Annotated in this window: 13 protein-coding genes and 2 tRNA genes; all 15 read right to left on the reverse strand. The window is 49.4% G+C overall.

Annotated features, from left to right (window positions below; genetic code table 11):
* Window positions 1–111: 111 nt before the first annotated feature.
* The 15 genes from ACLTOQ_RS12445 to ACLTOQ_RS12515 all read right to left on the reverse strand — a co-directional run bounded on the left by ACLTOQ_RS12445 (window position 112) and on the right by ACLTOQ_RS12515 (window position 12,694).
* Window positions 112–201 (reverse strand) — tRNA-Ser (locus ACLTOQ_RS12445).
* 98 nt (window positions 202–299) lie between these two features.
* Window positions 300–385, reverse strand: a tRNA-Ser gene (locus ACLTOQ_RS12450).
* 175 nt (window positions 386–560) lie between these two features.
* Window positions 561–1,298 carry a 2-C-methyl-D-erythritol 4-phosphate cytidylyltransferase gene (gene ispD, locus ACLTOQ_RS12455; RefSeq protein ID WP_412319570.1) on the reverse strand — a complete coding sequence of 246 codons (738 nt, stop codon included), beginning with the start codon at window positions 1,296–1,298 and terminating at the stop codon, window positions 561–563.
* On the reverse strand, window positions 1,298–2,335 hold the full coding sequence (gene tsaD, locus ACLTOQ_RS12460; protein WP_337598617.1) for a tRNA (adenosine(37)-N6)-threonylcarbamoyltransferase complex transferase subunit TsaD: 1,038 nt from the start codon (window positions 2,333–2,335) through the stop codon (window positions 1,298–1,300). Before tsaD ends, ispD begins: the two co-directional genes overlap by 1 nt.
* Before the next feature lie 11 nt (window positions 2,336–2,346).
* The gene (locus ACLTOQ_RS12465; protein WP_308728270.1) at window positions 2,347–3,258 is read right to left on the reverse strand and encodes a ribonuclease Z; all 912 of its coding nucleotides are present in this window, start codon (window positions 3,256–3,258) and stop codon (window positions 2,347–2,349) included.
* Window positions 3,259–3,299: 41 nt separating this feature from the next.
* The gene (locus ACLTOQ_RS12470; RefSeq protein WP_117961835.1) at window positions 3,300–3,545 is read right to left on the reverse strand and encodes a hypothetical protein; all 246 of its coding nucleotides are present in this window, start codon (window positions 3,543–3,545) and stop codon (window positions 3,300–3,302) included.
* 58 nt (window positions 3,546–3,603) lie between these two features.
* Window positions 3,604–4,089, reverse strand: coding sequence for a ribosomal protein S18-alanine N-acetyltransferase (gene rimI / locus ACLTOQ_RS12475; RefSeq protein WP_412319572.1), 486 nt, complete (start codon window positions 4,087–4,089; stop codon window positions 3,604–3,606).
* Window positions 4,086–4,835: a tRNA (adenosine(37)-N6)-threonylcarbamoyltransferase complex dimerization subunit type 1 TsaB gene (tsaB, locus tag ACLTOQ_RS12480; RefSeq protein ID WP_412319573.1), complete on the reverse strand. Its 750-nt coding sequence runs from the start codon at window positions 4,833–4,835 to the stop codon at window positions 4,086–4,088. Before tsaB ends, rimI begins: the two co-directional genes overlap by 4 nt.
* The gene (gene tsaE / locus ACLTOQ_RS12485) at window positions 4,832–5,263 is read right to left on the reverse strand and encodes a tRNA (adenosine(37)-N6)-threonylcarbamoyltransferase complex ATPase subunit type 1 TsaE (protein ID WP_412319574.1); all 432 of its coding nucleotides are present in this window, start codon (window positions 5,261–5,263) and stop codon (window positions 4,832–4,834) included. Before tsaE ends, tsaB begins: the two co-directional genes overlap by 4 nt.
* Before the next feature lie 23 nt (window positions 5,264–5,286).
* Window positions 5,287–5,763 (reverse strand): YcxB family protein, encoded by a 477-nt coding sequence (locus ACLTOQ_RS12490; protein ID WP_021914239.1) that lies wholly within the window; start codon window positions 5,761–5,763, stop codon window positions 5,287–5,289.
* Between the two features lie 140 nt (window positions 5,764–5,903).
* The gene (locus tag ACLTOQ_RS12495; RefSeq protein WP_412319575.1) at window positions 5,904–7,682 is read right to left on the reverse strand and encodes a glycoside hydrolase family 35 protein; all 1,779 of its coding nucleotides are present in this window, start codon (window positions 7,680–7,682) and stop codon (window positions 5,904–5,906) included.
* A 93-nt stretch (window positions 7,683–7,775) separates the two neighbouring features.
* Entirely contained in the window at window positions 7,776–8,990 is a 1,215-nt protein-coding gene (locus ACLTOQ_RS12500; RefSeq protein WP_117961813.1) for an ABC transporter permease, read from the reverse strand.
* A gap of 15 nt (window positions 8,991–9,005) precedes the next feature.
* Window positions 9,006–10,565 carry an efflux RND transporter periplasmic adaptor subunit gene (locus ACLTOQ_RS12505; RefSeq protein WP_118763712.1) on the reverse strand — a complete coding sequence of 520 codons (1,560 nt, stop codon included), beginning with the start codon at window positions 10,563–10,565 and terminating at the stop codon, window positions 9,006–9,008.
* Between the two features lie 378 nt (window positions 10,566–10,943).
* Window positions 10,944–11,642 carry an ABC transporter ATP-binding protein gene (locus tag ACLTOQ_RS12510; RefSeq protein ID WP_117961809.1) on the reverse strand — a complete coding sequence of 233 codons (699 nt, stop codon included), beginning with the start codon at window positions 11,640–11,642 and terminating at the stop codon, window positions 10,944–10,946.
* Between the two features lie 320 nt (window positions 11,643–11,962).
* On the reverse strand, window positions 11,963–12,694 hold the full coding sequence (locus ACLTOQ_RS12515; RefSeq protein ID WP_337754852.1) for an ECF transporter S component: 732 nt from the start codon (window positions 12,692–12,694) through the stop codon (window positions 11,963–11,965).
* Window positions 12,695–12,889 lie beyond the last annotated feature (195 nt).

Raw genomic sequence — 12,889 nt, forward strand, 5'->3', positions numbered from 1 at the left:
AACTTTCGTTCCTGTCGCTCAGACAGCTTATTGAGTTTATCATAAGCAGTTCTGTCTGTCAAGAACTTTTTGAACTTTTTTAAAGTTCATCGCTCAATCAAGTTGAGCGAACGGAGAAGGAGGGATTTGAACCCTCGCGCCGCTATTAACGACCTGCACCCTTTCCAGGGGTGTCCCTTCAGCCATCTTGGGTACTTCTCCATGTGCTGATTCACATTTACCAATATGACAATCTTACGATTGTATCTGGAGGATTCCATCCACAGCCATGCTCCGCAAGACTATTTGCTGGAATCTAACGGAGAGGGTGGGATTCGAACCCACGCGCCCTTTCGGACAAACGGTTTTCAAGACCGCCTCGTTATGACCGCTTCGATACCTCTCCGGGTCATTCGGCTCATCTTTTGAACTTGCCGCGCTTCATCAGCGCAAGATGTATTCTATCAGAGCTTTACAGGAATGTCAACACTCTTTTTCGTTTTTTTTACTTTTTTTGTAAAAAGCCTATTTTTTGTTGAAAACAGCCGGTTTCCGACCTAGAAAAAACATGTCCAAATCCTTTAACTGTGCAGATATTTTTCTGCGAGCGGAAGATCATCCGGTGTTGTCACTTTCAGATTACGGTAGCTTCCCTCAGTCAGTTTCACCGGATGATCTGTAAATGTCTCCACCACCATCGCGTCATCCGTAATTTGGATTCCTTTTTCCGCCAAAGTATCTTTTTGTTCTGCAAGCCGGGCATAAGCATCATAAATCAACCCAAATGAAAATGTTTGAGGTGTCTGCACCTGCCATACGCGATCCCTGCGGGGTGTCGTTTCCGCAAAGCCGTTTTCATCCGCAATTTTAATCGTATCCTTTACCGGCACTGCGGCAACACACGCATGATATTTTTGGGCATCCTGAAAACACCGTTCCAGAATATCCTCCGATACCATGGGTCTTGCTCCGTCGTGAATAAACACAATTCCCTCTGCCGCTTCTTTTGGCAGGTTTTCCTTTACCGCCTGCAGTCCCCTCCAGACGGAATCATAGCGTTCTTTTCCACCTGTGATCACCGAAGCAACCTTCTGAAAGCCATAGGGACGCAAAATAGTCTCCTGACAATAGGAAATCTGTTCTTCACTGCCGACAGTCAGTATGATCTTATCTATCTGCGGAGAACGTTCAAAAGCAAGGAGCGTATAGTACAGAAGCGGTTTCCCGTCTATTTCAAGATACTGCTTTGCAATCCTTGTTCCCATCCTTTTTCCGGAGCCTGCCGCCAGTACGATTGCCGTACAGAATGTTTTTTTCATCAGATTCTCTCTCCCAGTTTCAGATTCGGCACTGCGTTTAAGTCCCAGCCATGCCGGACACCCTTTAAATACTCATAATATCCTGCCGCCCCGATCATTGCAGCATTATCCGTGCACAAAATCGGAGATGGTCTGAAAAACTTCACGCCCTGTTTGCTGCACGCGCTCTCCAGTGCCGCCCGCAGATGGCTGTTTGACGCAACACCTCCTGCAATGGCAAATTTGTCCACATGATACCGTTTTACAGCATCCATCGAGTGTTCTACCAAAACGTCCACCACCGCTTTCTGGAAGGAAGCGGCGACGTCAGCCTGATTGATTTCAATGCCTTTCATCTGGCACCCGTTTAAATAGTTCAAAACAGCAGACTTTAAGCCGCTGAAGCTGAAATCATATACGTTATCTGCGATTTTGGCACGCGGAAATATAATTGCCTCCGGATTGCCTTCGTTTGATACGCGATCGATTTTGGGCCCGCCAGGATATCCAAGTCCGATTGCGCGCGCAACTTTATCAAAGGCTTCTCCGGCTGCGTCATCCCTTGTTTTTCCGAGGATTTCATATTCCCCGTAATCCTTTACCCGGACGAGATGGGAATGTCCACCCGATACGACGAGACATAAAAATGGCGGTTCCAGTTCTTTATTTTCAATATAATTGGCGCTGATATGCCCCTCGATATGATGCACACCGACAAGCGGCTTGTTCGCAGCAAATGCAATTGCCTTTGCTTCCGCCACACCGACTAAAAGCGCTCCGACCAGTCCCGGCCCGTAGGTCACTGCGACCGCTGTAATATCGTCCAGCGTACAGCTTGCGTCCGCAAGCGCCTTACGGACAACCTGATTTATCTTTTCAATATGCTTGCGTGACGCAATTTCCGGCACTACGCCGCCGTAAAGCGTATGCAGGTCAATCTGCGAATAAATGACGTTGGAAAGCACTTCCCTGCCGTTTTTGACGACAGCCGCCGCCGTTTCGTCACAGGAGCTTTCGATCGCCAGTATGAGCACATCTTTTTCTTTTGTATCTGTCATGTCCTTACGCCTCATTCTTCCTCAAATGCAAGATCCTGGGTCCATCCGTCCTTTGCCGCAAAGGAATCCGGAAATATTTTGCGCACGCCGCCCATAAATTCCTCCGGATGCACCAGTGACGGACTGTAATGGGTAAGCCACATCTTTTTCACCTGTGCACGCTTCGCCATGTCCGCAGCTTCCAGAAACGTCATGTGCTTATGTTCTTTTGCCTTATCTTTCTTTTCCGGCTCCCCGTACATGCCTTCGCAGATAAAAAGATCCGAACCTGCCGCATGCTTTACAATGCCTTCCGTAGGTCTGGTATCCGTACAGTAAGTGACCTTCAGTCCCTTTCTGGCTTCTCCCATGACCATATCCGGCGTATAGATTTTCCCATCCAGCTCCAGTGTCTCGCCTTTCTGCAGCTTGTTCCAGTAGCGTCGCTCAATTCCAAGCGCTTCCGCCTTATCCAGCTGGAACTTGCCTGCACGGTCAATCGAAAGACTGTATCCATAGCAGACAACATTATGATTGACCCGAAAAGCTTCTATTCTCAGCCCATCAAAACACAGGGTCTGTTCATTTTCTTCAAATTCAATACATCTGATGTCAAACGGAAGCTCCGGTGCAATCACACGGAGCGCATTCACCGTCCTGGTAAGCCCTTTGGGACCGATTACCGTCAAGGGTTCTGTCCGTTCTGCATTTCCCATTGTTAAAAGCATTCCAGGCAGCCCGCTGATATGATCTGCATGAAAATGAGTAAAACAGATCACGTCGATAGGCTTTGGGCTCCATCCTTTTTCTTTCATCGCAATCTGTGTACCCTCTCCACAGTCGATCAGGATACTTTTTCCATTATAACGAACCATCAGAGACGTCAGCCACCGATATGGCAGCGGCATCATTCCTCCGGTTCCCAAAAGACAAACTTCAAGCATTCTATTCCTCATTTCTAAATGATAAAATATCTGTTTTTCATTCAGAGAAGCTCTGTCGCTTCCTCTTCCTGCGGTGCAATCAGAAAGCTTTTCTTTAACTCCTGATAGCATGTCTCGCACAGGTCAAATTTGACTTGTGTTCCATCCATTGCGCTAAAATAGCCAAAGGTCTGACATACCTGCAGGCAGCCTTCTTTCAGCACTCCGTTTTCTACCTTCAGCGGTTTTCCGCATCGGTTGCAGATAACAGACTGCAGCACAGCTTCATTCTGTTTCCATTTCCGCATGGCAACCTCCTTTTCCTGCTCATTGTAGCGCTTCTTATGCACAATAAACAGCGGTAAATTATCCCTGCGTTTCCTGCTTTTTCCATAAAATCAAAGCATCTTCCTTCGGCGAATCATAAAAATTGGGACGCACGCCCTCGTCCAGAAATCCAAGCTTATGATATAGTCCAATTGCAGCCTCGTTGGATCTGCGCACTTCGAGCGTGAAATTTTTCACGCCCCGTTTTTTTCCGTTTTCCATCAAAAAAAGAAGCAGCTGTTCACCGATTCCCTGCCGTCTGAGGGTCTGATCCACCGCAACGTTGCAGATGTCCGCATCCTCAAAGGACTGCCACAGTCCGCAGCAGCCGACCAGCCTGCCATCCAGCCACACGCCCGCATACCACGCATTTTTATCTTCCAGCGCGTCTTCCCACGCTTTTTTGCTCCACGCTTCCTTTAAACAGGACGCCTCCAGCTCTGCTGCTTCCTTCGCAGATGTTTGCGGAAGCTGTCCAAACACAAGCATGCCCTTTTTGTTTTCCGTGTCCGTTTTTACACTCATTTGGTGATCCCGGCTTTCATCAGCTCACGATGCGCCTCGTCTGCTTCCATCCGTTCGCGCTCTGCCTGGGACATGCGCAGATATTCCGGTGCAAAATCGTCAGAGCTTACCGTTTTGCCTGCTGCCGCCAAGCTTTGTCCTAAGACAGCAACACACGCCGCACGCTGTCTGTTGCAGCTTGCAGGTGCAAATTCACACTGCCCCTGCAGGATTTCCTGCACTTTTTCCCGATAGACCGGAACACCATCCCCCAGCAGAACCACTTTTTTGCCGTATTTTTTGCATTCTTCTTTCAGTCTGCCTACAAGCTCTTCTACAGAAATCGCGCACTGTTCCTGGATCACCTGCATCTCACCGTTCACAAACGTATAAATTCCAGTATATACCTGTCCTCTGCGCGCATCCATCATCGGGCAGATCAGCTGTTCACAGCCGTACAGGTTATAAGCGAGGGCATCCACCGTCGGTACTGCTGCCAGCGGAATATCCAGTGCAAGTCCGAGCCCCTTCGCCGTCGCAGAGCCGATTCTCAGCCCTGTAAAGGAGCCGGGACCTGCCGCAACCGCAATCAGGTCAATGCTCTTTAAATCGAGATCCACCATCCTGCGCAGTTCATCCAGCATCGGAAGCAGCGTCTGGGAATGTGTTTTTTTGTAATTCGTCGTATATTCCGCAATCAAAACATCATCCTGTATCAATGCAACCCCAGCCACAAGGCCGGAGCTGTCCAGTCCAAGCACCTTCATGCTTCCACCTCCGTCACTGTAATTTTTCGGTAATCAAAGCCTTTTTCCAGGTCTTTTTCAATTCGGATTTCGGTATATTCTTCCGGAAGGATCTCTTCAATCAGGTTCGCCCACTCAATCAGGCAGACACCGTCCCCGTAAAAATAATCCTCATAGCCGATTTCGTCCATTTCCTCCACATCGCCGATGCGGTACACGTCAAAGTGATACAGCGGCAGGCGTCCTTCCTCATAGACCTGCAGAATCGTAAAGGTGGGGCTGTTGACTGCCTCTGTGATGCCAAGCCCCTCTGCCAGTCCCTGTGTCAGCACGGTTTTGCCAACGCCAAGATCTCCTACCAGCGTGTAGACAGTTCCCGGTTCTGCAGCTTCACCGAGCTTTTTTCCAAATACGAACGTATCGTCCGCACACAAACTTTCGATGATCATCGCTACCTCTTTTCTGCCGCCTTTTAAGAGCGGATCTGCACCTTTCCAGGCTCCATATGGGAAGAAATCATCGCGATTACCGCAGACTGTTTCTCGCCCAGATCCTTTCTCGGGAAAATGCTGGCATGAATTTTGTCTGTATACAAAATCAGGCTTTTGCCTGTGGAAACCGCGCGGTACATATCTTCCCATTTCTGAAACTGCTGCGTCTCCTTCTGGGAAACCTCCACGCCCTCTTCGGTCATCTTATAATGAAGAGGCTCCTTAAAAACGGGAAGCAGCGCCTGTTTCTGCGCACGCAGCCATAAAGACACCGGCTGATACAGTAAAACCACCGCGCCGAAAATCACATAAATCGGATACCGCTGCATCATGCCCGCAACAATGCCGAGCGCGCCTGCTGTACTTCCCAGAATCCCCGCAGCCTTTGTAAAGGTATGGCGGAGCATATAATCGTATAACGCATTCGCATCCACATGTACGTCAAATTCCAGTTCCATCGCTTCCTCCTGCGTCTCTTTCTTACCTTTATCAGATTACAACAGAAAAAGAGGACGGTCAAGCAAAACCGCCCTCTCAAAAGGTATGCATATGCCTGTTGCTGCAGCGTTTACTATCTATCACGCTTTTGATTTCCGGATCACTCGTCTCCGAGATCCGGCGTATCACACAGGATTACTGTAGCTTTGTGTTTCCCTTCTGTTTCGAAAATCAAAAGCTCGTTTTTGCCGGGCTTTAATAATGCGCCAGGCAGATAGAGACGGCGCTGGGGACCTTCTTCCCAGAAGCGTCCGAGATTAAAGGCGTTTACAACCACGAAGCCCTTGCCCCAGCCTGTCATATCCAGGAACGTATCTGCAGGCTCGTCTACGTTAAATTCTACCTGATAAAAGGCAGGAAGTCCTTCTTCATAACCGGCTTCAAAGTTCAGCTGATCCAGGTTCGTCATGGGCAATGCATACTGCTTCCAGTTATGCTGTGCAAAACGGTCGTTAATCATAACGCAGCCGTCGATACCTTTTCTCTGCCAGTTTAAGTACGGTCCGTAGTTGACGCGTCCCATGTTCTCCACCAGAATGTCGAGGTGCATATTTTTCCCATGGAACGGTCCTACCTCATGACGCACCTCCAGCTCCCGGTCGTATGCTGTCATCGCGCGCTGTTTATCAATGAACGCGATTGCGCGGTCCGCCGCTTTGAATAATTTCAGGCTGTTTAGCTCTAAGCTGGATTCCAGAACAGCAGAATACAGCATGTAGCCGTAACTCTGTCCCATCCGTTCCATCGCCTGCGGCGTTACACTCTCCTGCGGCTGCGCCAGATCCGGCAGGGCATGGAACAGATCGGTCTTTGCCACAACGGGCGCTTCTCCGTATGTGCTGCGCTTTACCGGTGGCAAGAGCTCTACTTCCTGCTGTGGCTCAAACTCTGCGATCACCTTCTTGCATTTTTTGTACTTTTCAGTAATCTGACCGTCCTCTGTCAGCAATGCATCATAATCGTAGGACGTTACATCCGGTGTCAAAAACTCTCCATAGTTAGAACCGTTCATGAAGCCGAAGTTCGTTCCGCCCTCCGCTACATACAGATTGACACTGCCGCCCTCTAAAACCTCACGAAGTTCCTTTGCCGCCTGATCTGCATCCGTTGTATGATGCTTTCCGCTTCTCCAGGCATCAAACCACCCTACCCACAGCTCTGCGCACATGCAGGGACCGCCGTGATTATATTTTTTCAGACAGTCAAATGCGATCTTCCCTCTGCTGCCAAAGTTTGCCGTCGGAAACAGGTCCTCCACCGCTGTATTCTGAAAAATATCATCGGCCGGGCCATCCGACTGGAACAGCGGCACATCGATTCCGCCTTCGCGCATCATATCCCGCAGCGCCTTGATATATTTTTTGTCATTTCCAAAGGTACCGTATTCGTTTTCCACCTGCATCATCAAAACAGGTCCGCCCTGTGTGATCTGCAGCGGCGCAAGATAAGGCATCAGCACCTTGTAATAGTCCCGGACGTGACGCAGATACCGCTCGTCGCTCGTCCTCAGCGCCATATCACCGTCTGCAAGCAGCCATGCCGGGAATCCGCCAAACTCCCATTCCGCGCAGATATACGGGGACGGACGCAGGATCACCCACAGTCCGAGCTTCTGCGCAAGCTTTACATAGCCTACAAGGTCTGTCAGCCCGTGAAGCTTTTCCCCGGTAAAATCAAACTCGCCCTTTTTCGGCTCGTGCAGGTTCCACGGTACGACCGTCTCTACGGTATTGCAGCCCAGCGCCTTTAATTTTAACAGGCGGTCTTCCCAGTATTCCGGAAGTACCCGGAAATAATGCATTCCGCCGGAAATAATCCGAAACGGGTTTCCGTCCAGATAGAACTGATCCTTAATTTCAAATGTGTGCAGCTGTTCCATTTTCCCTCCCATTTCTGCGCACGTTTTTTTGCGCATGCCAAGTTTGTGTCAAGTGCGAGCAGACACAAATCTTTGCCCTCTCTTTCTGCCAGTTTATTCATGCCGGAGTGCTTCAATCGGACTCAATTTTGCAGCCTTTTTTGCAGGATAGATTCCGAAGAAAATTCCAACCGCTGAAGAAAACAGCGTCGCGCCCAATACCGTAGACAGCTTCACCTTTGCAGAAAAGCCGATCAGGCTGCAGACGCCAAATGCGCCCAGTACGCCCAGCAAGATTCCGATCAATCCTCCCAACAATGTAATAATTGCAGATTCGGACAAAAATTGCAACAGTACAGAACCGGTTCTTGCACCGAGCGCTTTACGGATTCCGATTTCCCGCGTCCGCTCCGTAACTGATACGAGCATGATATTCATAACGCCAATGCCGCCCACCAGCAGAGAAATCGCCGCTACCAAAACAACAAAAATCGTGATGTAATTCAATACGCTGTTGACCTGGGCAAGCGCATCGTTAAAGCTCTGCACTAAAATAATTCCCTTTCCGCGCACATTATGGCGTTTTTCCAGAAGGCTCACGCTGTCCTTCGCGATCTTCGAGGTATATTCATTGCTTTCCCCAATAATGTAAAAGTCTGAAAAATCGCTCACATAATAGCCGAAGGTTTCCAGCGTCGACAGCGGGATCTCCATGGTCTGCATTCCTCCGCTCGTCATATTGATCAATGCGGCGCTGCTATCCTGCCGGATACCGATCACTTCAAATTCCTGGGAAATACCGTCGATATCCAGATTCAGCGTCATTCCGACCACATCCGTCGTGCCAAATAACGTCCTCGCCGTGCTCTCCGGGATCACGCAGACCTTTTTTGCCCCATAATAATCATTTTCTGTAAAGAAATGTCCTTTGATGATCGGGTCTTTGCTATAGTCCTTCAAGCCAGCCGTCCCGCAGCTGAGCATGATATCAAAGCTTCCCTTCCGGGTACTCGTGGAACCATATACATTATAGACCGGCGTAACACTCTTTACGTGAGCCACCTTTTCCTGAATTGCATCAAAATCTTCTTCACTGAAGAAAACCTGTTCCTCCTGATTTTGCTGCATATCCGTATAAATTGCGACCTGTCCGCCAGCCATATCGTTTAACTCGCCGTTTACCTCTGACTTGATGCCGTTTCCGACCGAAATAATCATGATGACAGAGGAAATACCGATGATAATACCCAGCATCGTCAGAACAGACCGTCCCTTATTGCTCCTGATATTCATCAGCGCAATTTTGATATATTCCCAAACCTGTGACATATATTCTCCTTTTGCTTACTGCATCACAGGATTTACCTGCAGTCCTTCCATCAGATCCATATCCGAGGAAATCACAACAGTATCCCCCTCGCTGATTCCTTCTTTGATTTCAACATCCATATCGCTGGAAATCCCAGTTACAACGTTCTGCCGCACAATCACACCGTCTTTTACCAGATAGCAGAAATCGCCCTCCTTATCCGTGTTGACCGCCTCATAGGGGACAAGCACGACGCCCTCTGCGGAACCGGTCAGGATCTCCGCCTTTCCTTCGATGCCGAGGAAAATATTGCCGTCCGGATTTTCGATCGTCACATCCGCATAAACGACCGGTGTATTCTGGGCGTTATTCTGGGCAACGCGATTGATCCTGCTCACCGTTCCCGAATAGGAAACGCCTGCGACCGTCACCGTCGCGCTCTGTCCCTCTTTGACCTTTTCCAGATCATATTTGCTCAGTTCAACCGTTACCTGTACCGCGCTGCTGCTCTGGATGGTGAACAGCTCGCTGCCCTTTTCCACGCGGCTTCCGGCTGCAGTCTTAATCCCGCTGATGATTCCGTCAAAGTCCGCAATAATGCCTTCCTGCGCCTTTTCCAGATCGGAGGCTGCCTGATCGGCATTCAACCTTGCGCTTTCTACGCTCGCCTCTTTGCTCTTTTTATCATAGCCGTTTAAAATGCCGTTCTCGGAGGAATCTTTTTTGCTCTCGCGTTTCTGAATTTCCTCCTGCATATCCTCCAGCTTTTTCTGCTCAGCGTCAATCAGACGCTGCTTCTGCAGAATCTTTTCGTCGCTGTCGATCATGCTCAGCTGGTTCGCCACATCCGCACGCTGACTGTTGATATTGTCAATGACTTCACTGATGGACTCCGTATCGCCGCCGTATGCCTGCTGCTCGGAAAGCTTCCGGTTCTGATAGTTCTGCTCCTGCATCAGCTTCTTGTCCCATTCGTTTAGATCCTTGCGCTTTGCGTTCTTGTCATCCTCCAGCTCGTATTTCAGACCCTGAACATACTGCTCCTGATCTTCCTTCATCTGTTTTAATTCATCGAGACCGATGGACGCGTCGGAATATTTATTCTGATTTTCGTTGCTCTGCTGCATAGCGCTCTGATAGCTGCCCTCGCTTGCTTCCGCATCCAGGTCCGCCTTTTTCTTCGTCAGCTCCAGATCCGCTGTGTCGAACGTCACCAAAACCTCTCCCTTATGTACCGCGTCGCCCTCTTTGACATTGAGTGCCTGCACAATCGTGCCGACCGGCGCATAGTAGGTTTGCGTTTCCGCACTGCCCACCTTGCCGCTTGCAGAAAGCGTCTCCTCCACATCCCCGACAGCTGCCGCCTGACACAGAACGCTCGGAAGCACCTTGCTGCTGCTCGCTTTCACATACAGCCCTACGCCAATGACCGCTACTGTAACAATCGCTGCAATCCATGCCTTGCGGTGCTTTTTCCCGGTTCCGGACGCCTTTTTGACTGCCCGCTCTTTTTTCTTTGCTGCACGTTTTTCCTTTGCAGTCTGTTCTGTGCCGATTTCCTGCGTGCTCTCCATTTTATCCATCTGATCGCTCATTTTCAGTCTTTCCTCTCATTTCTGCGCACGCTTTTTGCGCATGTCGAGTTTGTGTCAAGTGCGCGCAGACACAAATCCCGTGATTGAAAAATTTAATTTTCAATCTTCGAAACTGTTCAGTACCCTCACAGTTACGCGCAAAAATCCATTCCAAATCGGCTGTGCCGATAGGATTTTTGCCTTCCGGTCTAAGTTTTCTTACGGTCAGCGCAGTAAATGCGCAGACCTACTGAGCAGTTACCAATCTTCGAAACTGTTCAGTACCCTCACAGTTACGCGCAAAAATCCATTCCAAATCGGCTGTGCCGATAGGATTTTTGCCTTCCGGTCTAAGTTTTCTTACGGTCAGCGCAGTAAATGCGCAGACCTACTGAGCAGTTACCAATCTTCTACCTGCTGTTCGAAATCCGCCTCGATTTTTCCGTCTTTGATACGGATGACCCGCCTTGCCTGCGCCGCGATATCGTTATCATGGGTGATCAAAATCACGGTTCGTCCCTCGCGGTGGAGCTGTTTCAAAATGCTCATGATTTCTTTGGTGGAACCCGAATCCAGATTACCGGTGGGTTCGTCCGCCAGGATCACCGGCGGCGCCTGTGCAATTGCCCGCGCAATCGCAACCCTCTGCTGCTGTCCGCCGGACATCTCCGATGGCTTATGCGACATACGCTGTCCCAATCCGACCTTTTCCAGCGCTGCTTCCGCCAGCTCCCGGCGTTCTTTTTTGCCGACGCCGCGGTAAATGAGCGGCAGCTCTACATTTTCCAGCGCCGTCAGATTCGCGATCAGGTTAAAGCCCTGAAAAATAAAACCAATCTCCCGGTTTCTGACGTCCGACAGTTCATCGTCACTCATGCGCGACACATCTTTTCCATGTAAAAAATAGGAGCCGCTGGTCGGCACATCGAGGCAGCCGAGCATATTCATCAACGTCGATTTGCCCGAGCCGGAATGACCGATAATCGCCACAAATTCCTTTTCCTGAATGGATACCGACACATGATCCAGCGCCCGGACTTCGTTCTCTCCGGGGTTATAGACCTTGCAGATATCCTTAACTTCCACAAGTGCAGCCATTGATTTGCCCTTTCTGTATTATTTATATAATACAATAATACGGTTGTGTTTTTCTGTCAACCCACAGGTTTTACACATTGTAGTTCATTGTACAGGAATGCCTCCGAAAAATCCCCCATCTTTCATAAAATCTTTCTTAAATTTTTCCAAAGAAATCAGAACCCGGAGGGCAGGGCGCACTTTTTTTGGAAAACAAAACCGCAGAGGGATTCGCCTCTGCGGTGCGTGGTGAAAATTTGTGTGGATTACGACAACTGCTTTGCAGCCATGTAATCGGTATTTTTTATTCCTGACAATAGAATGCTCGCAGAGCGTGCATTCTATTGTTTATGCGCTGCCTTTAAGATCGGGCTGAGCTTTTTGTAAACCAAAATAGTGATCAGCGATACCAGTCCGCCTTTTAAGAGGTTTAACGGTACAACACACATCAGCACCAGTCCGCTGATGCTGTGGATCGCCGGGTTGATCGCCGTTCCCATTCCGATGATCGCATCCAGCGGGATTCCGTACAGCTCAGAAAATTTCGGAAGCAGATAAATGGCATTGAAGCAGGAGCCAAACGCCGTCATGATCAGTGTACCCACAACGGTGCCGAGAATCGCCTGTTTTCTCGATTTTTTGAACAGGTAGATCACGGACGCAGGCAGCACCAGCATGCAGCTGATCGAGAAGTTTGCCAGCTCTCCGACGAACGCTGTGGAAGAGGGCTTTAACACAAGCTTGATCAGAATTTTACAAAACTCGATCATGACACCCGCCACCGGTCCGTATGCAAATGCACCGATCAGCGCCGGAAGCTCGGAAAAATCCAGTCCGTAGAAGGACGGCGCGAAGGGAACCGGAAACTCCAGTACCATCAGGATCGCTGCAATTGCGGAAAATACGCCGATCACGACGATTTTTCTGGTTGCAAGGACACGCTCTGTGTCGCTATTTTTTTTCTTGACTGCTTTTTCAATGACATAGGCGATCAGAAACATCACCACGATCAGTGCAAGAAACTCCAATACAAATACTACGTTTTCAGATACGGTTTGCCATAAAGAACTCATTTTTAAGTCTCCTTTCGATTTGCAGGAAAGTTCTTTGCACAGCGATATGCCTGTCAGGGATCCTGCCAAAGGGCTTTTCCTTCACAGGATATCCCCTTCCTTTGGGACACAAAAAGAATGTGCCTTGGCACATTCTCGCGCCGAGGCGCGGTTGCTTTAGCAACCATCTACCCCTGCGCCGAGTGCGCATCCCCG

Origin of the sequence: Gallintestinimicrobium sp. (assembly GCF_046968865.1) — a bacterium.
In the GTDB taxonomy this organism is placed as follows: Bacteria; Bacillota; Clostridia; order Lachnospirales; family Lachnospiraceae; genus Gallintestinimicrobium; species Gallintestinimicrobium propionicum.

Coding starts and splice junctions, on each gene's coding strand:
- ispD (WP_412319570.1), bottom strand. CDS start 1,298: ATGAAAAAAACATTCTGTACGGCAATCGTACTGGCGGCAGGCTCCGGA.
- tsaD (WP_337598617.1), bottom strand. CDS start 2,335: ATGACAGATACAAAAGAAAAAGATGTGCTCATACTGGCGATCGAAAGC.
- ACLTOQ_RS12465 (WP_308728270.1), bottom strand. CDS start 3,258: ATGCTTGAAGTTTGTCTTTTGGGAACCGGAGGAATGATGCCGCTGCCA.
- ACLTOQ_RS12470 (WP_117961835.1), bottom strand. CDS start 3,545: ATGCGGAAATGGAAACAGAATGAAGCTGTGCTGCAGTCTGTTATCTGC.
- rimI (WP_412319572.1), bottom strand. CDS start 4,089: ATGAGTGTAAAAACGGACACGGAAAACAAAAAGGGCATGCTTGTGTTT.
- tsaB (WP_412319573.1), bottom strand. CDS start 4,835: ATGAAGGTGCTTGGACTGGACAGCTCCGGCCTTGTGGCTGGGGTTGCA.
- tsaE (WP_412319574.1), bottom strand. CDS start 5,263: ATGATCATCGAAAGTTTGTGTGCGGACGATACGTTCGTATTTGGAAAA.
- ACLTOQ_RS12490 (WP_021914239.1), bottom strand. CDS start 5,763: ATGGAACTGGAATTTGACGTACATGTGGATGCGAATGCGTTATACGAT.
- ACLTOQ_RS12495 (WP_412319575.1), bottom strand. CDS start 7,682: ATGGAACAGCTGCACACATTTGAAATTAAGGATCAGTTCTATCTGGAC.
- ACLTOQ_RS12500 (WP_117961813.1), bottom strand. CDS start 8,990: ATGTCACAGGTTTGGGAATATATCAAAATTGCGCTGATGAATATCAGG.
- ACLTOQ_RS12505 (WP_118763712.1), bottom strand. CDS start 10,565: ATGAGCGATCAGATGGATAAAATGGAGAGCACGCAGGAAATCGGCACA.
- ACLTOQ_RS12510 (WP_117961809.1), bottom strand. CDS start 11,642: ATGGCTGCACTTGTGGAAGTTAAGGATATCTGCAAGGTCTATAACCCC.
- ACLTOQ_RS12515 (WP_337754852.1), bottom strand. CDS start 12,694: ATGAGTTCTTTATGGCAAACCGTATCTGAAAACGTAGTATTTGTATTG.